Origin of the sequence: Streptomyces griseoviridis, assembly GCF_005222485.1 — a bacterium.
Taxonomy (GTDB): Bacteria; Actinomycetota; Actinomycetes; order Streptomycetales; family Streptomycetaceae; genus Streptomyces; species Streptomyces hintoniae.
In genome coordinates, this window is the sequence record NZ_CP029078.1 from 4,367,501 (window position 1) to 4,389,384 (window position 21,884).

14 protein-coding genes, 1 rRNA gene and 1 riboswitch (1 of these 16 cut by a window edge) are annotated in these 21,884 nt (G+C 73.1%); of the genes, 7 read left to right on the forward strand and 8 right to left on the reverse strand.

Annotated elements, in window-relative coordinates; genetic code table 11:
* A 16S ribosomal RNA gene (locus DDJ31_RS18540) occupies nt 1-164 on the reverse strand; it reaches 1,361 nt to the left of the window's first position.
* Nucleotides 165-817: 653 nt separating this feature from the next.
* Nucleotides 818-1,372, reverse strand: coding sequence for a MarR family winged helix-turn-helix transcriptional regulator (locus DDJ31_RS18545; protein WP_127179174.1), 555 nt, complete (start codon nt 1,370-1,372; stop codon nt 818-820).
* Between the two features lie 152 nt (nt 1,373-1,524).
* Between DDJ31_RS18545 and DDJ31_RS18550 the strand changes: the two genes are divergently transcribed.
* The gene (locus DDJ31_RS18550) at nt 1,525-2,787 is read left to right on the forward strand and encodes an MFS transporter (protein WP_171480844.1); all 1,263 of its coding nucleotides are present in this window, start codon (nt 1,525-1,527) and stop codon (nt 2,785-2,787) included.
* Nucleotide 2,788: 1 nt separating this feature from the next.
* On the opposite strand, the gene DDJ31_RS18555 is transcribed toward DDJ31_RS18550, so the two are convergent.
* Both DDJ31_RS18555 and DDJ31_RS18560 read right to left on the reverse strand, forming a co-directional pair.
* Complete coding sequence (locus tag DDJ31_RS18555) at nt 2,789-4,441, reverse strand: ATP-binding SpoIIE family protein phosphatase (protein WP_127179173.1); 1,653 nt, start codon at nt 4,439-4,441, stop codon at nt 2,789-2,791.
* Nucleotides 4,442-4,655: 214 nt separating this feature from the next.
* Nucleotides 4,656-6,020 (reverse strand): NAD(P)/FAD-dependent oxidoreductase, encoded by a 1,365-nt coding sequence (locus DDJ31_RS18560; protein ID WP_127179172.1) that lies wholly within the window; start codon nt 6,018-6,020, stop codon nt 4,656-4,658.
* Nucleotides 6,021-6,391: 371 nt separating this feature from the next.
* Between DDJ31_RS18560 and DDJ31_RS18565 the strand changes: the two genes are divergently transcribed.
* Together DDJ31_RS18565 and DDJ31_RS18570 are read left to right on the forward strand one after the other, a co-directional pair.
* Nucleotides 6,392-7,165 (forward strand): TetR/AcrR family transcriptional regulator, encoded by a 774-nt coding sequence (locus DDJ31_RS18565; RefSeq protein ID WP_127179171.1) that lies wholly within the window; start codon nt 6,392-6,394, stop codon nt 7,163-7,165.
* A 422-nt stretch (nt 7,166-7,587) separates the two neighbouring features.
* Nucleotides 7,588-9,780: a sigma-70 family RNA polymerase sigma factor gene (locus DDJ31_RS18570; protein WP_431027759.1), complete on the forward strand. Its 2,193-nt coding sequence runs from the start codon at nt 7,588-7,590 to the stop codon at nt 9,778-9,780.
* 285 nt (nt 9,781-10,065) lie between these two features.
* Here DDJ31_RS18570 and DDJ31_RS18575 read toward each other — a convergent pair whose 3' ends face one another.
* Nucleotides 10,066-12,165 (reverse strand): asparagine synthase-related protein, encoded by a 2,100-nt coding sequence (locus DDJ31_RS18575; protein ID WP_127179168.1) that lies wholly within the window; start codon nt 12,163-12,165, stop codon nt 10,066-10,068.
* Nucleotides 12,166-12,869: 704 nt separating this feature from the next.
* Between DDJ31_RS18575 and DDJ31_RS18580 the strand changes: the two genes are divergently transcribed.
* From DDJ31_RS18580 to DDJ31_RS18595, 4 genes are all read left to right on the forward strand, one after another.
* Nucleotides 12,870-14,294 (forward strand): MFS transporter, encoded by a 1,425-nt coding sequence (locus tag DDJ31_RS18580; protein ID WP_127179167.1) that lies wholly within the window; start codon nt 12,870-12,872, stop codon nt 14,292-14,294.
* 87 nt (nt 14,295-14,381) lie between these two features.
* Entirely contained in the window at nt 14,382-15,602 is a 1,221-nt protein-coding gene (gene lhgO, locus DDJ31_RS18585; RefSeq protein ID WP_127179166.1) for an L-2-hydroxyglutarate oxidase, read from the forward strand.
* A gap of 389 nt (nt 15,603-15,991) precedes the next feature.
* Nucleotides 15,992-16,837: a tRNA (guanosine(46)-N7)-methyltransferase TrmB gene (gene trmB, locus DDJ31_RS18590; protein ID WP_171480996.1), complete on the forward strand. Its 846-nt coding sequence runs from the start codon at nt 15,992-15,994 to the stop codon at nt 16,835-16,837.
* A gap of 21 nt (nt 16,838-16,858) precedes the next feature.
* Nucleotides 16,859-18,250, forward strand: coding sequence for a PrsW family intramembrane metalloprotease (locus DDJ31_RS18595; RefSeq protein WP_127179164.1), 1,392 nt, complete (start codon nt 16,859-16,861; stop codon nt 18,248-18,250).
* A 28-nt stretch (nt 18,251-18,278) separates the two neighbouring features.
* Here DDJ31_RS18595 and DDJ31_RS18600 read toward each other — a convergent pair whose 3' ends face one another.
* From DDJ31_RS18600 to DDJ31_RS18610, 3 genes are all read right to left on the reverse strand, one after another.
* Nucleotides 18,279-19,226, reverse strand: coding sequence for an aldo/keto reductase (locus DDJ31_RS18600; RefSeq protein ID WP_127179163.1), 948 nt, complete (start codon nt 19,224-19,226; stop codon nt 18,279-18,281).
* 90 nt (nt 19,227-19,316) lie between these two features.
* Nucleotides 19,317-20,378: a M23 family metallopeptidase gene (locus DDJ31_RS18605; protein ID WP_127179162.1), complete on the reverse strand. Its 1,062-nt coding sequence runs from the start codon at nt 20,376-20,378 to the stop codon at nt 19,317-19,319.
* Nucleotides 20,379-20,385: 7 nt separating this feature from the next.
* A riboswitch (cyclic di-AMP (ydaO/yuaA leader) is annotated at nt 20,386-20,543 on the reverse strand.
* A 230-nt stretch (nt 20,544-20,773) separates the two neighbouring features.
* On the reverse strand, nt 20,774-21,832 hold the full coding sequence (locus tag DDJ31_RS18610; protein ID WP_240678155.1) for a PP2C family protein-serine/threonine phosphatase: 1,059 nt from the start codon (nt 21,830-21,832) through the stop codon (nt 20,774-20,776).
* Nucleotides 21,833-21,884: the final 52 nt, after the last annotated feature.

A 21,884-nucleotide genomic window follows, 5' to 3' on the forward strand; every position in this document is an offset into this window, starting at 1 on the left:
ATTAGACCCCGTTTCCAGGGCTTGTCCCAGAGTGCAGGGCAGATTGCCCACGTGTTACTCACCCGTTCGCCACTAATCCACCCCGAAGGGCTTCATCGTTCGACTTGCATGTGTTAAGCACGCCGCCAGCGTTCGTCCTGAGCCAGGATCAAACTCTCCGTGAATGTTTTCCCGTAATCGGGATGACACCACGAGAGCGGTGCGAGGAGAGGAATAATCCCCTCGCACACAGCGTCCTCGCTGTGTTTTCTTCAAAGGAACCTCGCCCCGGTCATGATGACCGGAGACGGGGTATCAACATATCTGGCGTTGACTTTTGGCACGCTGTTGAGTTCTCAAGGAACGGTCGCTTCCTTTGTACTCACCCTCTCGGGCTTTCCTCCGGGCTTCCCTTCGGTGTTGCGTTTCCGACTCTATCAGATCTTTCTGATCCGATTTCCTCGGTGCTTTCCGGGGTTTTCGCTTTCGCGCTTTCCCTTTCCGGCGGTTCCGACTCTATCAGATCCTTTCGGGCCTGATTCCCAGTCAGCGGGTTTCGCCTTCCGGGCTGTTGGGCCCTTCCGACGTCCCAAACCTTAGCGGATCCGTCCGGCGATTCCCAATCGGGCCGCCGAGCCCCTATTCGAATTGAATTCGGGCACGCCGAAATCAACCCGGTCGGGAGATCGTGCTGAAGGTGTGGAGTTGCCGCTGTGAGCGACTGAGGTGCTGCCGAGAACCGGTACGGCTCTGTGGCAACCCGAAGAACTTTACGGATCGGGGAGGGGCGTGTCAAGCAGCCCCTGTCAAGATCTTTTCGTGGGTCGGACGGGTGACGTCAGTCCAGATCGGTGAGGCGGCCGCCGGCGTCCGGCTGGGCGTGCTCCACCCGGCGGAGCAGGCGGGTGAGCACCTCGTCGAGGACCACGCGCTCCTCGGGGGCGAGGTCCTGGAGCAGTTCCTCCTCGAAGACCGAGGCGAGGCGCATGGCCTCCAGCCACTTCTCGCGGCCGTCCGTGGTCAGCTCCACGATCACCCGCACCCGGTTGGACTCGTCGCGCTCCCGGGTCACCAGGCCCTCCGCGACCATGCGGTCGATGCGGTGGGTCATCGCGGCCGGCGTCAGGCCGAGCCGCTTGGCCAGGTCGCTCGGGCCCAGCTGGTACGGCACCCCGGAGAGGACGAGGGCCTTGAGGACCTCCCACTCGGCGTTGCTTATGCCGAGGGCCGAGGTCTGGCGGCCGTAGGCGACGTTCATCCGGCGGTTCAGCCGGGACAGCGCCGAGACGATCTTCTCGACCTGGGGGTCCAGGTCCTGGAACTCGCGCTGGTACGCCGCGATCTGCTCGTCGAGGGTCGGTTCGCTGCCGAGGTTGCCGGGTGTGTCGCCCATCTCCGCAGTATGGCACGCAGCTGCTTGGCGTTGAAGTTCTTCTAGGTGTACCGTTTACCTTCGAACTTTAGCTTCGAAGTCTTCCGCGCTAAGTGCTGAAGGCCTTCAACTACCTGAGAGAGGTGACCGTGACCAGGGCGAGGGGCGCAGTGATGCGCCGGATCCATGTGGGTAACGCACTCAGCGCGTTCGGGCTCGGCTTCACCGTCCCCTACCTGTACGTCTATGTGGCGCAGGTGCGGGGCCTTGGAGCCATGACGGCGGGGCTCGTCCTCGCCGTCTTCGCCGTGGCCGCGCTGGTCGTGCTGCCGTTCGCCGGGCGGGCCATCGTCCGGCACGGGCCCCTGCCGGTCCTGCTCGCCGCCCTGGTCACCGCCGCTCTGGGCGCGCTGGGCCTCGGGCTCGCGGGGAACGCGACGGCGGTGCTGCTCGCGGCGACGGCGCTCGGCGCCGGGCAGGCCGTGACGCAGCCGGCGCTCGCCACGATGATCGTCGACTCGTCGACGACGGAGACCCGCTCGCGCGCCTTCGCCACCCAGTTCTTCCTGCAGAACCTCGGTCTCGGCGTCGGCGGGCTGATCGGCGGGCACCTGGTGGACACCACGCGGGTGTCGTCGTTCACGCTGCTGTTCGCGATCGAGGCGGCGATGTTCCTGGTGCTGGTCGCGGTGATGGCGACCGTGCGGCTGCCGCGCGCGCCGCGGGTCGAGAACGCGCCGTCCGGGTCGGGCGCCGGGAGCTGGAAGCGGCTGCTGGGGAACCGGGCGATGGTGCAGCTGTGCGTGCTGGGCTTCGTGCTGTTCTTCGCCTGCTACGGGCAGTTCGAGTCGGGGCTGAGCGCCTACGGGGTGGAGGCCGCCGGGATCTCGACGTCCACGCTCGGGACCGCGCTGGCCGCCAACACGCTGATGATCGTCGTCGCGCAGTTCGCGGTGCTCAAGTTCGTCGAGCGGCGCAGGCGGTCGCGGGTGATCGCGGCGGTGGGGCTGATCTGGGCCGTGGCGTGGGTCGCGGCCGGGTTCGCCGGGCTCGGGCACGGCAGCCAGGAGATGGCGACGGCCGCCTTCGTGTCGACGTACGCGCTGTTCGGGCTCGGGGAGGCGATGCTGTCGCCGACCGTGGCGCCGCTGGTCGCCGATCTGGCGCCGAGCGGTCTCGCCGGGCAGTACAACTCGGCGTTCGCCCTGGTGAAGCAGCTCGCGCTGGCCGTGGGTCCCGCGGTGGGCGGCCCGATGGGGGCCTCCCTGCACGCGCCCTACATCGTGACGTTCCTGCTGTTCTCCCTCGGGATCAGCGTGCTCGCCGTGCGGCTCGGGCGGCAGCTGACCGACGTCCAGGACCAGCCGTGGGCGGCGCGCAGCCGGGTCGTGGTGCGGGGCGGGGCGGCCGCAGAGCCCGTGGCCGCCGACGCCTGAGTCACGGCTTGGGGAGCACGAACTCGCACCACACCGCCTTGCCGCCGCCCGGGGTCCTGCGCGAGCCCCAGTTGGTGGCGATCGTCGCGACGATGGCGATGCCGCGGCCCGACTCGTCGGCGGGTTCCGCGCGGCGGCGGCGCGGCAGGTGGTCGTCGCCGTCCGTCACCTCGATGATCAGGCGGCGGTCGGTGCGGCGCAGCCGCAGCCGCATCGGCGGGATGCCGTGCTGGAGGGAGTTGGCGACGAGTTCGCTGGCCGCGAGGACGCCGAGGTCGTGCAGTTCGGCCGGGAAGCGCCAGCTGGTCAGGACGCCGGAGGCGAAGGCACGCGCGCGGGGTGCCGCCTCGATGCCGCCGAGGAGTTCCAGGGCGGCGTTGCGGAACAGGTCGCCCGTGGGGCCGGTGCGGGCCGGGTGCTGGAGGACGAGGACGGCGACGTCGTCGTCGTGGTCGGCGGTCACGCCCGCCGAGCGGACCAGGCGGTCGCAGACGACCTGCGGGGTGCCGGTGGCGCCCGCGAGGGCGCGTTCCAGGGCGGCGATGCCCTCGTCGAGGTCCTGGTCGCGGCGTTCGACCAGGCCGTCCGTGTAGAGGACGGCGGTGGAGCCGGGGCCGAGCGCGATCGAGCCCGAGGCGTGCATCCAGCCGCCGGTGCCCAGCGGCGGGCCGGTGGGTTCGTCGGCGCGCTGGACGACCCCGCTCTCGTCGCGCACGAGGATCGGCAGATGGCCGGCCGAGGCGTACACCAGCCGGCCCTCGTTCGGGTCGTGGATCGCGTACACGCAGGTGGCGATCTGGTTGGGGTCGATCTCGGCGGCGAGGCCGTCGAGGAGCTGGAGCACCTCGTGCGGGGGCAGGTCGAGGCGGGCGTAGGCGCGGACGGCGGTGCGCAGCTGGCCCATGACGGCCGCCGCGCGCACGCCTCTGCCCATGACGTCGCCGATGACCAGGGCGGTGCGGCCGCCGCCGAGGGTGATGACGTCGTACCAGTCGCCGCCGACGGCGGTCTCGGTGCCGCCGGGGTGGTAGGTGGCGGCGATGCGCAGGTCGTCGGGTTCCTCCAGTTCCTGCGGGAGCAGGGAGCGCTGGAGGGTGACGGCGGTCTCGCGCTGGCTGCGTTCGCTGGCGCGCAGGCGTTCGGCGGCCTCGGCGTGGTCGGTGACGTCGGTGGCGAAGAGGAGGATCGCGCCGCCGTCGTCGGCGTCCTCGGTGACCGGGGTGCAGGTGAACGTGTAGGAGCGGCCGTCGGGTGCCTTGCGGGACTTGAGGGTGCGGTCTCTGCCGCTGCGCCGGACCTGGTCGAGGAGCGGGAGCAGGCCCAGTTCGTCGAGTTCGGGCAGGGACTCGCGGACGGGTTCGCCGAGGGGGCGGACGCCGAAGGCGGCGACGTAGGCGTCGTTGACGTACGCGACCCGGTGGTCGGGGCCGTGGACGAGGGCGACGAGTGCGGGGACGCGGTCGAGGACGTCACGGACGGGGAGTTCGTCGACGGCGGGGATGTGCGGGTGCTCGTCGGTGAGGTGTTCGGCGCGGGCCGCGGGGACGGCGCCCGCGCTCTCCCCCCGCCGGTCGGGGGTGCCCGGGTGGTCGGTCCGCGCTGCCGCGCGGCGCTGCGTTCCGGGAAGCCGGGCGCTCCAGCGCGTGAAGTTCACGAATCCTTGCCTCGTGTCGTCGTCTTCGGCCGGCTCGGGACCCGGCCGTGGGTCCGGTGCTCGGCACCCCGGGGTGCGGCTCTGATGGGGACAGCCTGGTGGTGCGAGGGGCGAGCGTGCGCTCGTTGCTGGGGCGGGGGTCAGTCTGGCAGTGCGAGCGGCCGGGGCGACATCCGTCAGACGCCCCACATGCCGTGGGAGTTCCCCGGTCCGGTCAGGACGACCCCTTCGGGTCGGTGGAAGGCTCTCCACCGGCCGCGCGTTCGAACTCCGCTCGGGGATGTTCGAGGGAGCCGAGGGAGACGATCTCCCGCTTGAAGAGGCCGGAGAGCGTCCATTCGGCCAGGACCCGGGCCTTGCGGTTGAAGGTGGGGACCCGGCTGAGGTGGTAGGCGCGGTGCATGAACCAGGCAGGGTAGCCCGTCAGGGTGCGGCCGCGGAGCTGGGCGACGCCCTTGTGGAGGCCGAGGGAGGCGACCGCGCCGGTGTACGCGTGCGCGTACGTCTCGAGTTCCTCGCCGCGCAGGGCGTGGGCGATGTTGTCGCCGAGGACCTTGGCCTGGCGCAGCGCGTGCTGGGCGTTGGGCGCGGTGTGCGCGCCGGGTTCCGCGGTGACGTCGGGCACGGCGGCCGCGTCGCCGGCGGCCCACGCGTGCGGGACGCCGTCGACGGTGAGGTGGGCGGTGCATTTCAGCCGCCCCCGGTCGGTGCGCGGGAGGCCGGTCAGGGCGATCAGGGGGTGCGGTCGGACGCCCGCGGTCCACACGACGGTGCGGGTCGGGAAGCGGGAGCCGTCGCTGAGGACGGCCACCCGGTCGGCGCAGGACTCCAGGCGGGTGGTGAGGCGTACGTCGATGTTGCGGCGGCGCAGTGCGGTGACCGTGTAGCGGCCGAGTTCCTCGCCGACCTCGGGCAGGACGCGGTCGGACGCCTCGACGAGGATCCATTTCATGTCGTCGGGCTGGACGTTGTGGTAGGAGCGGGAGGCGTAGCGGGCCATGTCCTCCAGTTCGCCGAGCGCCTCCACGCCCGCGTAGCCGCCGCCGACGAAGACGAAGGTGAGGGCCGCGTCGCGGAGGGCGGGGTCGCGGGTGGAGGAGGCGATGTCCATCTGTTCGATGACGTGGTTGCGCAGTCCGATGGCCTCCTCGACGGTCTTGAAACCGATGCCGTGGTCGGCGAGGCCGGGAACGGGCAGGGTGCGGGCGACGGAGCCGGGGGCGAGGACGAGTTCGTCGTACTCCAGCTGGTCGGGGCCCGTGCCCTCCTCCTCGGTGGCGAGAGTGGTGAGGTGCGCGGTGCGTTTGGCGTGGTCGAGCGCGGTGACCTCGCCGACGACGACCCGGCAGTGGTCGAGGACCCGGCGCAGCGGCACGACGACGTGCCGGGGTGAGATGGATCCGGCCGCCGCCTCGGGAAGGAATGGCTGATACGTCATGTAGGGGTCGGGGGTGACGACGGTGATCTCCACCTGGCCCCCGCGCAGTTCGCTTCTCAGCTTCCGCTGGAGGCGCAGCGCCGTGTACATCCCGACGTAGCCGCCGCCGACAACGAGAATGCGCGCACGTTCCTTCACCATCCCATGACGCACCCGACGCTGGAGTTTGTCCACAGCCTCGACCATCTGTATGACTGCCGGCCGGGGACCTCCACAGTTGGCCGGATTGCCGGAGTACCCGTCAGATGCGCAGGTCAGCGGGGTGGGTGGGGGCGCGTTCCGGGGTGCAATCCGGGCGTATGCGACCCGTACTCCGATCGGGGGGCGCTCCGTGCGGAACCTGCCCCTTCTGAATTGACCCTCACTCAACTATGTTCGTCTGTCGACGGGGTGTAGGGGGTGCGCTCATCGGGTCCGCGACGGGCGGGCGCGAGAAACGGGCTTGTTCCTGAGCCTCGGCTTGCAATGGCGGGGAGTCTCCGGGGGGAGACGTCATTACCGGGGGATCATTCATGAGCATTCAGGAATCTCATTGGTCGACCGCAGCCGCTCTCGCAGCGAGCGGCATGGTGGGCGCGGCGGGCGGTGGACGCGGGGACGCCTCGCGGACGGCGCCGCTGCGTGTGGACGCACAGCGCAATCTGGAGCACGTACTGCGCGCGGCGCGCGAGGTCTTCGGCGAGCTGGGGTACGGCGCGCCGATGGAGGACGTGGCGCGGCGGGCGCGGGTGGGCGTGGGGACGGTGTACCGGCGCTTCCCGAGCAAGGACGTGCTGGTGCGTCGGATAGCCGAGGAGGAGACCTCCCGGCTGACCGACCAGGCCCGTACGGCGCTCGGCCAGGAGGACGAGCCGTGGTCGGCGCTCTCGCGCTTCCTGCGGACGTCGGTCGCCTCGGGTGCCGGGCGGCTGCTGCCGCCGCAGGTGCTGCGGGTGGGGGTCGCGGACGAGCGGGGCGGCGAGCACGGCGGCGCCGGTCCTGACGAGGCGCGGGTGCCGCAGCAGCGCAGTCAGCCAGGCGCGGGTGAGCTGCGGCTGGTGTCGGACAGCACGCCGGTGCCGGCGGCCGACGACGACACGGGCGCCGCGGCGCTCCTGGAGGTCGTGGGCAAGCTGGTCGACCGGGCGCGGGCCTCGGGTGCGCTGCGGCCCGACGTGTCGGTGTCGGACGTCCTGCTGGTGATCGCCACGGCGGCGCCCGCGCTGCCCGACGCGGCGCAGCAGGCGGCTGCCTCGGCGCGGCTGCTGGACATCCTGCTGGAGGGGCTGCGTTCGCGCCCGATGTGAGGCGTCAGGCGTCAGTCTCCGTTGACGGCGGGTGACTCGAAGGGGTGATGGTGGGGGCGTGGGCGGCGGTCCGCCCGCGCGCCCGGCGTGAGCCGGGAACACACCGGACAATTCGGGCCACTCGCCGAACGGGGCTGGCCGGGAAGCCGCTGGTTCCTTCCCCGAACGGGTGGCTCCTAGTACCACCGCACGGCAAGTCCCCACGGACGAGTGGACAGAGCACCCCGCGACCGTCCTGAACAAAAGCCAATATGGCACTCTGACCCGATGTTCGGGACTGGCAGGGCAGGCGGCGGGGGCTTTCCGCGATGAGCGTTGACGGGCGGGACGAGCCGCACGGCGCGTCGCGGGGCGATGACGACGGTGGGGTCCACGAAGTCGACGGCGTCCGCGAAGTCGACGGCGTCCACGGCGTCCGTGGCATGCATGACGCTGACGGTCGCGGTGACCGCGAGGATCTCGACGGCGGTGGCGGCCAGGGCGACCGTGACCCTGCCAGCGCCGGTCACGGCGACGGCCCTGCCGGACACGGCGGCCACCGCGGTCGGGACGGCGACGCCTTCGACGGGGCCCCGCAGGTGCCGAGCCAGGGGGGCCGCGGGGGCCAGCCGCGTGGAGATGGACCGCACGGCGATGTGCCGGACAGTGGTGCACCTGGCGGGGACGAGCCTGTCGGGGATGAGCCTGTCGGGTCGGCTTCCTTCGTCGAGGAGACCGTTCCCGCCCAGCGCGACCGGCGCGAGGACGGCAGTGTCCTGCCACCGCCCCGCGAACTGCCGCCCGCCGACGCCGAACTGATCGGACGGATGCGCGCGGGCGACGACAGCGCCTACGAGGAGCTGTACCGCCGGCACGCCGACGCCGTCCGCCGCTACGCCCGCACCTGCTGCCGGGACGCTGACACCGCCGACGACCTCACCGCCGAGGTCTTCGCCGCGATGCTCCAGGCGGTGCGCGGCGGCTCCGGACCCGAACAGGCCGTCCGCGCCTACCTGTTGACCTCCGTGCGCCGAGTGGCCGCGCGGTGGACCAAGTCCGCGCGACGCGAGCAACTCGTCGACGACTTCGCGGTCTTCGCCGACCAGGCCGCCGGTTCCGAGGCCGCCGACGACGACACTCTCGGCCTCGGCGCCGACGTGCGCGCGCTGCACGAGGCCGAACGGTCCATGGCCATGCGGGCGTTCAGGTCGCTGCCCGAGCGCTGGCAGGCGGTGCTCTGGCACACCGAGGTCGAGGACGAGTCGCCCAGCGAGGTCGCCCCCCTCTTCGGGCTCGACGCCAACGGCACCCGGGTGCTCGCCAGCCGCGCCCGCGAGGGCCTCAAACAGGCCTACCTCCAGGCGCACGTCAGCGCCACCCTGGCCGGCGACGCCGAGTGCGCCCGCTACGCCGACCGGCTCGGCGCCTACGCCCGCGGCGGACTGCGCACCCGGGCCGAACTCGGGCTGCGCAAGCACCTCGACGAGTGCGCCCGGTGCCAGCTGGCGGCCGGGGAGATCAAGGAAGTCGCGAGCGGCATCCCGGCGGTCGTGCCGGTCGCCGTCATCGGCTGGTTCGGCGCGGCCGGGTACGCCAAGGCCGCCGTGTTCCTCGCCGGCGGCGCGGGCGCCGGAGCGGCCGGGGCCGCGGGGGCCGCCGCTGCGGCGACGGGCAAAGCCTCGGGCGGAGCGGCGGCGGCGGGCAAGGCGGCGAGTGGAGCGGCTGCGACGGGCAAAGCGGCGAAGGGCGCGGCTACGGCGGGCAAAGCGGCGAAGGGCGCGGCCTCGGCAGGCAAAGCCGCGAAGGGCGCGGCTACTGCGGGCAAAGCCGCCGAGGGGCTCGGGACGCCCGCGAAGGTCGGGATCGCGGTCGGTGTGCTCGCCGTGACGGCCGCGGTGGCGTTCGCGCTGACCGGCGACGAGACCCCGGTCAGGAAGGCCGACGCCAAACCGCCGGCCTCCGCGCCGGTGGTGCGCGACACCCCTTCTCCGTCGGCGCCGAGGCCCACGCCGGCGCCTCCGACGAAGGGACCCGCTTCCGCGCCGCCGGTGATCGCGCCCTCGCCCGCGCCGAAGCCGAAGCCGAGGCCGACGCCTACCCCCACGCCCACCCCGTCGCCCTCACCCTCGCCGTCGCCCTCGTCGAGGCCCACCCCCACGCCCACGCCTTCCCCGACCCCGCCGCCTCTCCCGGCGCCCGCACCGGCCGTCTACCAGTGGAACGAGCTGTCCTACAACCTGACCGGGGACGGCAGCGCGCCCGAGATGCGGCGCGGGGAGAGCAGTTGGGTGTGGCAGCGGTACGGGGTGTCGATCGGGGGGCGGCGGTACGACCACGGGGTGACCGTGCGCGGCCTGTCGTCCGTCACCATCGACCTCAACCGGCCCTGTTCCGCCTATGACGCGCTGGTCGGGGTCGACGACCTCGCCCTGGGCGTCGGCCGGGTCACCTTCTCCGTCTACGCGGACGGTGAGCGGCTGTGGCGGTCGGGGGAGATCCGGGCGGGCGAGGCGGGGGTGGCGGTGCGGGTGGGGCTCTCGGGGCGGAAGACGGTACGGCTGGTGGTCGAACCCGGCGTTCCCTTCTCCGCGTTGACGCCGGTGGACTGGGCCGAGTCGAAGTTCACCTGTTCGTAGGGTGAGTGGGTGGGTGCATGGGTGAGTGGGTGAGTGGGTGGGGGTGGCGGGGCGCTTCCGGGCGGGCCGGGGAGTTCTTCGCCCCCGCCGCCCCTACCCGTCCCGTCCTCGGGGGCTGCCGCCCCCGAACCCCCGCTTCGGCCTGAACGGCCTCGTCCTCAAACGCCGGACGGGCTGACAGGGCGGGTGGGTAAACGGCCATCCCCCGTACTCCTCCCTTAACGCCGGACGGGCCGACAGGGGCGGGCAAGTGGCCAGGTAGGTCGGAAATGGCCAGCGTGATTCTCACGCCACCCCCGCGCCCCCTCCTGACGCCAGTGCTCCCCTGCGGGGGGCGATGCCCTCGGGGACCGCTCGTTGGCGGGCCGGGGTGCCGGTCCAGCAGGTGCCTCTGCGGGAGAGGAGGCGGCGGAGCCAGAGTTCCAGGGCGACGAGGTCGGCGAGGCCGTCGATCGGGAGGGGTTCGCCCTCCGCCGCCGCGCGCAGTGCCTTGCGGACCACCCGGGCCTCCACCAGGCCCGCCTCCGCCAGGAGAGGGGTGCCGAAGAGGGTGGTCAGGGAGGCCGCCGCGGCGCGCAGGCCGGCGTGGGCCGCCTGGGACGCCGGGCCGTGGGAGGGGGCGCCCCAGCCGGGCGGCAGTTCGCTGACGCCGGCGCCCTCCAGGACCGTCCTGAGGATGTCGGCGCGGGCGCCCGGCTGGACGCGCAGGGCTTCCGGCAGGGCGCGGCAGGCGCGGACGACCTGGTTGTCGAGGAACGGGGTGTGCAGGCGCTGGGAGCGGATCTCCGCCGCCTGTTCCAGGACGCGCAGTTCCGCGGCCTGGCGGGCCAGGGCGGCCCGCGCGCGGTAGTCGCCGGGACGCTGGTTGGGGGCGAGCGAGGCACGGCGCGCCGACGCCTGGAGGCGAACCGATACTTCGGCGAGCGCCTCCCCGGTCAGCCAGCGCGCGGCGGGACCGGGTCTGGCCCAGGTGAGCGCGGCGAGCGAGGCGCCGACCGCGCCGCCGGGCTCGTCGAAACGGCGTTGGAGGAGCCGTTCCGCGAGGAGTTCGAGGCCGTCGAGGTAGGGGGTGCGGGCCAGTCGGCGGGCCGCGCCGTACACGCGGGCGGGGACGAGGACCGAGCCGTCGGCCTTGGCGAGCGCGGCGACCGGGCGGACCAGGTGGCGGCGTTTGCGGTCCATCAGGAGGTCGGCGAGGCGGGCCGGGTGGGCGTCGAGGACCTGGCGGGCGCCGTAGCCGGTGAAGTGGTCGGCGCTGCCCGCAGCCAGCCGGGCCCGGTGCCTGGCGGCGCTCACCAGGCAGCGGCCCGGCTCGTCGGTGAGGGGCCCTTCGAGGTCGGCGTAGGGCAGGGTGTCCTCGTCGCCGGTCACCACCACGTGGTGCAGGCGCGGGTTGGCCGCGAGGGTGCCCGCCCGCTGCACCTCGGCCTCCCGGCCGCCGGTCACCAGGTCGTTGAAGGTGACCGCGAGGAGCCGTTCCCCGGCGCCGGTGCCGTGTCCGAGGACGGTGCCCGGCATGCCGGGCAGGCCGGCCGCGAGGAGCGCGAGGGTGCCCGAGGCGGGGCCGCCCGAGAGGTCGGCGCCGATGCCCGCGACCGGCATCCCGCGCGCGGCGCGCCGCTCGGCGGGGCCCATGCCGGGGACCGGTCCCTGGTCCATCTCTATGCCGGGGACGTGCCGGGGCGCCGACAGCCGCGCGCGGACCGCGTCGACGAGCGCGTCGCGCACGGCGTCGACGGCGCTGTCCGGGTCGGCGGAGGGTGCCGCGACGGCCAGGGAGGCGACGGGCTCGTAACCGGCGACCTCGCGCGCCCCCGCGCGCAGGATCAGCGCGTGCCCCGGCGGAACGCGCCTGACGCCCTCGTAGGGCGTGGAGTCCTGGAGGGCGGCCGGTACGTCGGGGGCGGCCAGCAGGGCGGCGAGGTGGCCGAAGTCGAGGTTGGCCTCGACGAGGTCGGCGAGCGGCAGCGCGGCCGTCGCGTACGCGGTGCCCTGTGCCCAGGGGGTGTGGAACACCGGTCGCGCGCCCGCCAGATCGCCGCAGACGGTGATCCGGCGGCCGGCCTGGACGACCGCCGTGTAGCTGCCCGCCCAGGCCGTCAGATGGCGCAGCGCGCCGCCGCGGGCGGCGAACAGGCCGACCCGCAGCTCCTCGTCGGAGGCGGCGCAGGTGCCGAGGACGGCGATCCGGTTCTCCGGGTCGGCCTTGACGACGCGGACCTCGTCGGGGCGCCAGTCGCCGACCGCCCAGAGCGGATCGGGGTCGCCCCACAGGAGTTGGGAGCCCACCGGGTGCACGGTCTCCCCGTCGGTCCCGGTCGCTCCCGCGGAGCCGATCCCGGCGCTCCGCGCGGCGGTGCTGCTCCATCCCACCAACCACCGCATGGACGCCTCCACAGCCTGTGGACAACCAGTGCACCGTACGAACGATTCACCATGCTGCCATGAAGAACGCGCCACAGAGAGGCGGTGACACCGCCGACGACCCGGGGGACGCGCCCCTGCGCCCACCCTGTCAGGAGACCGGACGCCGGTGGCGGGCGGGTGCGTTGCGACGCGAATGCGCCCCCGTCGCGCGCCCCGAGAACGCCCTTCGCGCCCTCAACTCCCGTGGTAGGAAGGGTGATCGGGCACCGAAGACAGGATCGATTTTCGGCCAATTCGGCTCAGCGGAAACGGAGTTGGGGATCCCGCGCACACGCTCCGTGTCCGGAGCCGGCCGTCCGAGCGGCCCTCGTACCGCGTCAGCCCGGGGGGCGGGACTCGCCCCCCGGGCCGGTTCCGCCGCCCGCGGGGATGAAGGCGGCGGCGTCCCCCAGCCCACTGGATCCAGTACAGCGGGCCGACCCACGCAAGGTCCATGGAAGCGCTCCCCCGGTGGCCGGAGTAGAGCGCACGGACAGGCGCACGGCCACACAGCGGGAGCACGCCGCGACTGCGCGTGTCGGCGCCGCACTCGCGTGCGGACCACAATCCCGCCATCCGGAACAATGCCTCTTAACGCTTGGGATGCGGCGAACTACGCTGGGTTTACGAATGCCGCGTGCTTATGCCAAGCGTCGGCAGCCGTCTGTGTCGAGGGGTGGCGCATGTCCAGGGAGCAACGCGGGCCGAACGAAAAGCTCGGCACCGTTCTCGCCCTCGCGGGAATCAGCAACGCAGGACTCGCGCGTCGCGTCAACGACCTTGGCGCCCAACGCGGGTTGACACTTCGCTACGACAAGACGTCGGTGGCGCGCTGGGTGTCGAAGGGCATGGTGCCGCAGGGTGCCGCCCCTCATCTCATCGCCGCCGCGATCGGCCAGAAGCTGGGCCGCCCTGTGCCGCTCCACGAGATCGGCCTGGCGGACGCCGACCCGGCACCGGAGGTGGGCCTCGCCTTCCCCCGGGACGTCGGGCAGGCGGTGCGCTCCGCGACGGAGCTGTACCGACTCGACCTCGCGGGCCGCAAAGCGGGTTCCGGTGGCATATGGCAGTCGCTGGCCGGCTCCTTCGCGGTCAGCGCGTACGCCACGCCCGCCTCACGCTGGCTGATAACCCCGGCCGACTCCTCGGTCGCGCGCGAGGTGGGGCCCGCCGAGGGCTCCGGCGCACCGCAGAAAGTCGGCCACAGTGATGTGCAGAAACTGCGCGAGGCCGCCGAGGACGCCCGCCGCTGGGACTCCAAGTACGGGGGCGGGGACTGGCGTTCGTCGATGGTCCCCGAGTGCTTACGGGTGGAGGCGGCACCGCTGCTGCTCGGCGCGTACTCGGACGAGGTCGGCCGGGCCCTGTTCGGGGCCAGCGCCGAACTCACCCGCCTCGCGGGCTGGATGGCGTTCGACACCGGCCAACAAGAGGCGGCGCAGCGCTACTACATCCAGTCCCTGCGGCTGGCCCGCGCCGCGGCCGACGTCCCCCTCGGGGGATACGTGCTGGCGTCCATGTCCCTCCAGGCGACCTACCGGGGCTTCGGCGACGAGGGCGTCGACCTCGCGCAGGCCGCGCTGGAACGCAACCGGGGCCTGGCCACCGCCCGCACCATGAGCTTCTTCCGTCTCGTCGAGGCACGCGCCCACGCCCGCGCGGGTGACGCGCAGGCCGCGGGCACCGCGCTGAAGGCCGCCGAGGGGTGGCTCGAGCGGGCCAGGGACGGCGACAACGACCCCTCGTGGCTGGGTTTCTACTCCTACGACCGGTTCGCCGCCGACGCGGCCGAGTGCTACCGCGACCTGAAGGCACCACGCCAGGTACGCCGGTTCACGGAGCACGCGCTGTCGAAGCCGACGGAGGAGTTCGTGCGCTCGCACGGGCTGCGGCTCGTGGTGTCCGCCGTGGCGGAACTGGAGTCCGGGAACCTGGACGCGGCGTGCGAGCAGGGGGTGCGGGCCGTGGAGGTGGCCGGGCGGATCTCGTCCGCGCGCACCACCGAGTACGTCAAGGACCTCCTGCACCGGCTGGAGCCCTACGGCGACGAACCCCAGGTCGTGGAGTTGCGGGAGCGGGCCAGGCCGCTGCTGATGGCGCCGGCGTGAGAACGGCCTGGTGATCTCCGTCTCGACGGTGCGCTGCCTCGCGTTTGAAGTGAGTGTCAGTGGCGCAGTGCACTATCGAGGTGGGAGGTGGTGCAGGTGCGGTCGGCGGTCGCCCATGACTGTGACGTGCTCGTGATCGGTGGGGGGATCGTCGGGCTCTCCACCGCCTACGCGATCACCCGTGCCGCGCCGGGCACCAGGGTGATCGTCCTGGAGAAGGAGCCGGGCCCGGCCAGACACCAGACCGGGCGCAACAGCGGGGTGATCCACAGCGGGATCTACTACCGCCCCGGCTCGCTCAAGGCCGCCTACGCGGTCCGGGGCGCGGCCGAGATGGTCAAGTTCTGCGCCGAGTACGGCATCGCGCACGCGGTCACCGGCAAGCTGATCGTGGCGACCGAGCGGGCCGAGCTGCCCCGGCTGCACGCGCTCGTGCAGCGCGGCCGGGAGAACGGCATCCCGGTCCGTGAGCTGGGCGGCGCGCAGATCGCCGAGTACGAGCCCGAGGTGCGGGGGCTCGCCGCCATACACGTCGGCACGACCGGCGTCTGCGACTTCGTCGGGGTCGCCCGCCGGCTCGCCGACGCCTCGGGCGCGGAGATTCGCTACGGGTCCCGGGTGGTCCAGGTCGACCGCCGTCCGGAGCGGGGCGTCGCGGTGCGGACGGCCCGCGGTGACGTGGTGCGCGGCCGCGCCCTGGTCAACTGCGCCGGGCTGCACTGCGACGAGGTGGCCCGCCTCACCGGGGACGACCCGGAGATGCGGATCGTGCCCTTCAGGGGCGAGTACTACACCCTGGACCGGCCGGAGCTGGTGCGGGGCCTGGTCTACCCGGTGCCCGACCCGGCGTTCCCCTTCCTCGGCGTCCACCTCACCCGCGGGATCGACGGCGGCGTCCACATCGGCCCGAACGCGGTGCCCGCGCTCGCCCGCGAGGGCTACGGCTGGGGCGTCGTGCGCCCCCGCGAGCTGGCCGGGACGCTCGCCTGGCCGGGCACCTGGCGCATGGCGGCCAGGCACTGGCGCTACGGCGCGGGCGAGCTGCGCCGCTCCCTGTCCAGACGGGCGTTCACGGAGGCGGTACGGCGGCTGCTGCCTGCGGTGCGCGAGGACGACCTGATCCGCACGGCGGCCGGGGTGCGCGCCCAGGCGGTCCTGCGCGACGGCACCCTCGCGGACGACTTCCTGATCAAGGAGTCCCCCCGCGCGATCCACATCCTGAACGCCCCGTCCCCGGCGGCGACGGCCTCCCTCCCGATCGGCCGCGAGATGGCCCGCCGGGTCCTGGCCCTGCTGGAGGAGGGGTGAGGCCGAAGCCCGACCTCGCCGACCCCGCCGACCTCGCCGAACCCACCCCCGCACCCTCTGCCGAACCCGCCGACCTCGCCGAACCCACCCCCGCACACCCCACCGAACCCATTCACCCCGCACACCCCGCACACCCCGCGCCGGAAGCCCGGTACCAGGAGCCCCGCGCCCCAGCCCCGCACAGAAGCCCCGTACCGCACACCCCGCGCCGAAGCCCCGTGCCGAAAGCTCCCCGCGGGGCCGCCGTGCCCGGCCGCGGCCGAAGCCGCCGTTCCCGGCCACGTAAAATCGGCCCCACTGTGTCTGACTCCCCTCGCACCCCCGAACCCCCCGCGGAGCACCCCGGCTCCCCGCGGCCCCGCCACGCCGTCCAGCCCACGGGTGAGGCCCTGGGCGGGCCCGAGCGGCCCGCCCGGCCGGAGCGCGAGCCGCACCACCCCGCCAGGCCCAAGGGCGAGCCGCGCTTCCCCGACGGGCCCCAGCCCGATCCCGCCGGTTCGCACTTCGAGCGGCGGATCCGCAGTTTCCAGCCCCGGCGCAGCCGGGTCACCTCGGGGCAGGCCGACGCCCTCCAGCGGCTGTGGCCCGCGTGGGGCCTGGACATCGACGGGCAGCGGGTCGTCGACCTCGCCGAGCTGTTCGGGAACGAGAATCCCGTCGTCCTGGAGATCGGCTTCGGCATGGGCGAGGCCACCGCGCGGATGGCGGCGGCCGACCCGGCGACCGACATCCTCGCCGTGGACGTGCACACGCCGGGCCAGGGCCACCTCCTGCACCTGGCCGAGCAGCACGGCCTGACCAACGTCCGGGTCGGCAACGGCGACGCGATCATCCTGCTCCGCGAGATGCTCGCCCCGGACAGCCTCGACGGCCTGCGCGTCTACTTCCCCGACCCGTGGCCCAAGAAGCGGCACCACAAGCGGCGGCTGATCCAGCCGGAGTTCCTCGACCTGGTCGCGACCCGCGTCCGCCCCGGTGGCACCGTGCACTGCGCCACCGACTGGGAGCCGTACGCGGAGCAGATGCTCGACGTGCTGAGCGCGCACCCGGCGTTCGAGAACACCCGGCCCGAGGGCGGTTTCACGCCGCGTCCCGGGTTCCGGCCGCTGACCCGTTTCGAGGGACAGGGACTGGAGAAGGGTCATGTCGTGAACGACCTGCTCTTTCGCCGCGTTCCGCATCACGACCCGTCGTGCCGCGAACCGCGTCACGACCAGTCGCCCACCGGCGGCTGACCGCTCGTTAGGGTCGATGCCGTGGCCGCCTTCCCCCCGTACCCGACGCATCCGCCGCACCCGGGTGGTGCGCCCGGCGGAGTGCTCGGGCACGCGCACTGGTGGCAGCGCCGATGGGTGCGCTACGGCGCGCTCGTCACCCTGCTCGCGCTCTCGGGGCTGGTCATCCTGGGCCTGGTGCGCAGGCAGACCGGCAGCGAGGGGTTCCTGGTCGGGCTGGGGCTCGCGGTGCTGCCCGTCCCGCTGCTGATCGCCGCGTTCCGCTGGCTCGACCGGGTCGCCCCGGGCCCCTGGCGCAATCTGCTGTTCGCGTTCGCGTGGGGCGCCTGCGCGGCGGCGCTGATAGCGATCGTCGCCAACAGTTTCGCGACCCGCTGGATCGCGACGGCCACCGCGGACCCGTCGGGCGCCGACACCCTCGGGGCGACGGTGATAGCTCCCGTCGTCGAGGAGTCCGCGAAGGCCGCGGCGGTCCTGCTGGTCTTCCTGTTCAGGCGCCGGGACTTCACCGGGATCGTCGACGGCGTGGTGATAGCGGGCGTCACGGCGACCGGGTTCGCCTTCACCGAGAACATCCTCTACCTCGGCAACGCGTTCGGCACCGACCAGCTCACCGGCGGCAGCGGCTTCGTGTCGGTGACGGCGGCGACGTTCTTCGTGCGGGTCGTGATGTCGCCGTTCGCGCACCCCCTCTTCACCGTCCTGACCGGCATCGGCTTCGGTGTCGCCGCGATGAGCGCCGACCATCAGCGGGTGCGGCGGACGCTGCTGCCGCCGGCCGGGCTGCTGCTCGCGATGGGCATGCACGCGCTGTGGAACGGCTCCTCGACGTTCGGCACGTACGGGTTCTTCGCCGTGTACGCCGCGTTCATGGTGCCCGCGTTCGGGCTGCTGACCTGGCTGGTGATCTGGACCAGGCAGCGGGAGCTGCGCACGGTGCGCGAGGAGCTGCCCGCGTACGCGGCGGCCGGCTGGCTCAGCGCGCCCGAGCCGTACGCGCTCGGCTCGATGCGGGCCCGCCGGACGGCCCGTGACGCCGCCGCCCGCCACCTGGGCAAGGAGGCGGGCCGCACGGTCGCCGAGTACGAGGCGTACGCGACGTCCCTGGCGTTCCTGCGGCACCGGGGCCGCATGGGCAGGGCGGGCGCCGACTTCGTCGTCAGGGAGCGGGAGTTGCTGCACGAGCTGTGGCACCGCCGCGACACCGCGCGCCCCGCCCTGGAGCACGCGGCCCGTGTGACGGCCCCCGCGGGCCCGGCCCAGCCGCCCGCCTACGGACACGGCTACGGGTACGGGTACGGGTACGGGTATCAGCCATATGCGGGGCCGCCGTACCCGGGCCAGCCGTACGCGCCCCCGTCCCCCGCCCACCCGACGGCGGCGTACGACCCGTACCGGCCGTACCGGCCCTGAGCCGGGGGCGGGCGGGCTCAGGCCGGGGTCAGAGCGACGACGCCTGGGTCAGACGGTCCAGCTCCGGCCGCGTCAGGGTCAGATCGGCCACCGCGAGGAGCGCGGGAAGCTGCTCCGGTGTGCGGGCCGAGGCGATCGGGGCCGCCACCGTGGGCTGGGCGGCGAGCCAGGCCAGGGCCACCGTGGGGATCTCGGCGTCATGGGCGGCGGCGATCTCGTCGAGCGCGGTCAGGACGCTGCGGCCCCGCTCGGTCTCCAGGTGGGCCGCGGCCTTGCCGGCGCGGGCGCTGTCCACCGTCGCGCCGGGCCTGTACTTGCCGGTGAGGAAGCCGGACGCGAGCGCGAAGTAGGGGACGGCGGCGAGGCCGGCGCGCGCGGCGACGTCCTGGAGGCCGCCCTCGTAGGTGTCGCGGGAGACGAGGTTGTAGTGCGGTTGGAGCGCCACGTACCGGGCGAGTCCCTCGCGGTCGGAGTGGTCGAGGGACTCCTGGAGCCGCTCGGCGCTGATGTTGGAGGCCCCGATCTGCCGGACCTTGCCCGCCCGCACCAGTTCGTCGAGCGCGCCGATGATCTCCGCGACCGGCACCTCGGGCTTGTCGAAGTGGGGGTAGTAGAGGTCGATGCGGTCGGTGCCCAGACGGCGCAGCGACGCGTCGGCCGCGGCCTTGATGTTGGCGGCCGACAGGCCCGGGTAGTCGGGGTGCTCGCTGACCTTCGTGGCGATGACGACGTCGTCGCGGTTGCCGCGGGCGGCGATCCACTTGCCGATGATGGTCTCGGACTCGCCGCCTGAGTTGCCGTCGATCCAGGCCGTGTACGAGTCGGCGGTGTCGAGGAAGTTGCCGCCGGCCGCCGTGTAGGCGTCGAGGACGGCGAACGAGGTCGCCTCGTCGGCCGTCCAGCCGAAGACGTTGCCGCCGAGGGCGAGCGGGAAGACCGCGAGGTCGGATGAGCCGAGCGTGCGCAGAGAAGTCATGTCTGGTTCAACGGTCACGGCGGTGCCCGCCATTCCGCCGCAATCCGGACACGCCCGCAAAGATCACGCAAAGCCCTCGGCCGGGCGGGGTCAGGGGGTGAGGCCCTTGCCGCGCAGCCACGCCGCCGGGTCGATGCCCTCGGCCTGGCCGCCGGGGTGGACCTCCAGGTGGAGGTGGGGTCCGGTGACGTTGCCCGTCGCGCCGACGCGTCCGATGACGTCACCGGTGGCGACCTTCTGGCCGACGCTGACGTTGATCGAGGACTGGTGGCAGAACCACAGCTCGGTGCCGTCGTCGAGGGTCAGGATCGTGCGGTAGCCGTAGGAGCCGGCCCAGCCCGCCTCGGTGACCGTGCCGCTGTGGACGGCCTTGATGAGGGTGCCGGTGGGCGCGGCGAAGTCGAGTCCCGTGTGGTAGCCGGACGACCACATGGAGCCGGCCTGCCCGAAGGTGCCGGTGATCGTGTAGGAGGAGGTCGGCAGCGTGTACTGCTTGGCCAGTGCGGCGAGCCGCTCGGCCTCGGCCTTCTTCGCGGCCTGGGCCTCGGCCTTCTCCTTCGCGGCGGCGGCCTTGGCGGCGGCTTCCTTCTCCGCCTTGGCGGAGGCGTCGGCGATCTGCCGCGCGGCGGCCTCCTGGGCGGTGACCTGGGCCTTGGTGTCGATCTGGACCTGCTGGCTCTCGGCCTGCGCCATGATCCGGTCGCGCAGCAGGTCGCCCGCGTCCCTGGCGCCCTCGGTGGTCTCCTGGGTGGCCACGCCGAGGGAGCTGAGCGCGGTGGCCGAGCCCTCGGACACGGGTTCCGCGTCGGAGTCGTCGCCGAAGACGGCGCCCACGGAGGGCAGGTCGGGTATCGAGATGGAGACCGGCGGCTTGCCGGTGTTGGCGCTGGCCATGCCGCCCGCGCCCATCGCGGCGATGACCCCGACGCCGAGGACCGTGGAGCTGCGGGCGAGTCCGCCGCCGCGCTGCTTGGCGACCCGGTGCCTGCCGCGTACCGGCGGGAGGGCCTCGGCGGTGGGGTTCCACTCCTGCCAGGGGCCCTCGTCGGTGCGGTAGTCGCCGTAGCCGAAGGTGTCGGCGGCGGGCCGGCCGGGAACGGCCTGGTTCACCGGGACCGTCGGCACAGTCGGAGCAGGCCTGTTGGACGCCACGTAGGCGCACTCCTTCCTTCTCGCCTACCGGGTTAGCTGACGGGTTCGGAGCAGGAAGGTCTCCTACGCGCGTATACCTGTCGTGCGGGCACGACGGACAGACGCGTGATTCACCCCAAGGTGGTGGTTCCCCGGTTCCCTCGCGGGATTCGGCGCGTGCGCGCGGAGCCGCCTTGTGACGGCTGGGACGACCGCGCTGCGTTATCGAACGTTAATAGACACGGGGTGGGGATTCCAAGCCGTTCCCCTTGATCATTAACGAATTCGGCCTGGACGTACGGGCCATGAGCACCGAAAGACGGGCGAGTCGACCTCGCCGCCGAAACCCCCTGGATTTTGACCGTGTGTCAGTTGTTATCGGAGGGAGGTCGCCCGCTCACCCCCGGTGACAACGATCAAGGGCGGCGGACGGCGAGCAGCGCCATGTCGTCCGTGGTGCCGCCGCCGGTGTACTGGCGCACCTCCTGGGCGAGGGTGGCGAGCAGGGTGCCCGGGTCGGCGAAGACCCGCCCCGCGAGCCTGGCCTCCGGGTCGAAGAACTCCCCGCGCTCGTCCCGCGCCTCGGACAGCCCGTCGGTGTACAGCAGCAGGATCGCGCCGCTCGGGAACTCGCTCTCCTCGACCCGGTCGGGCCAGGTGCCGAGATCGCCCATGCCGAACGGCAGGGCGTGGTCGTGGGGGGAGAGCGGACGGATTGTGCCGTCCTGGCCGAGCAGCAGCGGCGGCGGATGGCCCCGGGTGACGATCCGGACGACGCCGTCGCCGTGCGGGAGTTCGGCGAGGACGGCGGTGGTGAACCCCTCGGAGGCCTCCAGCCCCTCGCGTCTGATGCCCTCCCGGGCGAACGCCCGCTCCAGCCGCTGCGCCACCGCCTCCAGGGTGGTCTCCTGCTCCGCCGCCTCCCGGAACGCCCCGATCAGGACGGCGACGGCGCCCACCGCGCCCATCCCCTTGCCGCGCACGTCCCCGACGACCAGGCGGACGCCGTGCGGGGTGTCCTGGACGGCGTAGAGGTCGCCGCCGATGGAGGCGTCGGCCTGCGCGGCCTCGTAGCGGGCGGCGATGTCGAATCCGCCGATCCGCTGGGCCGGCTCGGGCAGCACGGCCCGCTGGGCGGCCTCGGCGATCTCGCGCTGGGAGGCGAGCCTGGCGTTGCTGCGGCGCACCAGGACGTTGATGAAGACGGCCAGCACGACGACGGTCGCGACGGTCGCCAGCTCGGTCAGGGAGTCGGCGTGCAGGGCGCCGCCGATCCGCAGGTGGATGACGAACACCGCGAGCACGGAGGCGGTGCCGGTCAGGATCGTGCCGCGCAGCGAGTAGAGGGGGGCGGCGACCAGGGGCGCGGCGGCGAACAGCGGGGAGGCGGTGAACTGCTGCGGGGTGAAGTAGTCGTAGACGAACCCGACGACGATCAGCAGGATCGGGAGCAGCCGGGCCGAGCCGCCCACCACGGAGGCCCGCGTCCCTTGATCCGCCGGTCCCTTCTTGTCAGCAGGCCCCACT

Excerpts from the sequence above, each read along its gene's own strand:
- DDJ31_RS18545 (WP_127179174.1), bottom strand. The coding sequence starts at position 1,372 with ATGGGCGACACACCCGGCAACCTCGGCAGCGAACCGACCCTCGACGAG.
- DDJ31_RS18570 (WP_431027759.1), top strand. The coding sequence starts at position 7,588 with ATGCATGACGCTGACGGTCGCGGTGACCGCGAGGATCTCGACGGCGGT.
- DDJ31_RS18565 (WP_127179171.1), top strand. The coding sequence starts at position 6,392 with ATGAGCATTCAGGAATCTCATTGGTCGACCGCAGCCGCTCTCGCAGCG.
- DDJ31_RS18550 (WP_171480844.1), top strand. The coding sequence starts at position 1,525 with ATGCGCCGGATCCATGTGGGTAACGCACTCAGCGCGTTCGGGCTCGGC.
- DDJ31_RS18580 (WP_127179167.1), top strand. The coding sequence starts at position 12,870 with ATGTCCAGGGAGCAACGCGGGCCGAACGAAAAGCTCGGCACCGTTCTC.
- DDJ31_RS18575 (WP_127179168.1), bottom strand. The coding sequence starts at position 12,165 with ATGCGGTGGTTGGTGGGATGGAGCAGCACCGCCGCGCGGAGCGCCGGG.
- DDJ31_RS18600 (WP_127179163.1), bottom strand. The coding sequence starts at position 19,226 with ATGACTTCTCTGCGCACGCTCGGCTCATCCGACCTCGCGGTCTTCCCG.
- DDJ31_RS18560 (WP_127179172.1), bottom strand. The coding sequence starts at position 6,020 with ATGGTGAAGGAACGTGCGCGCATTCTCGTTGTCGGCGGCGGCTACGTC.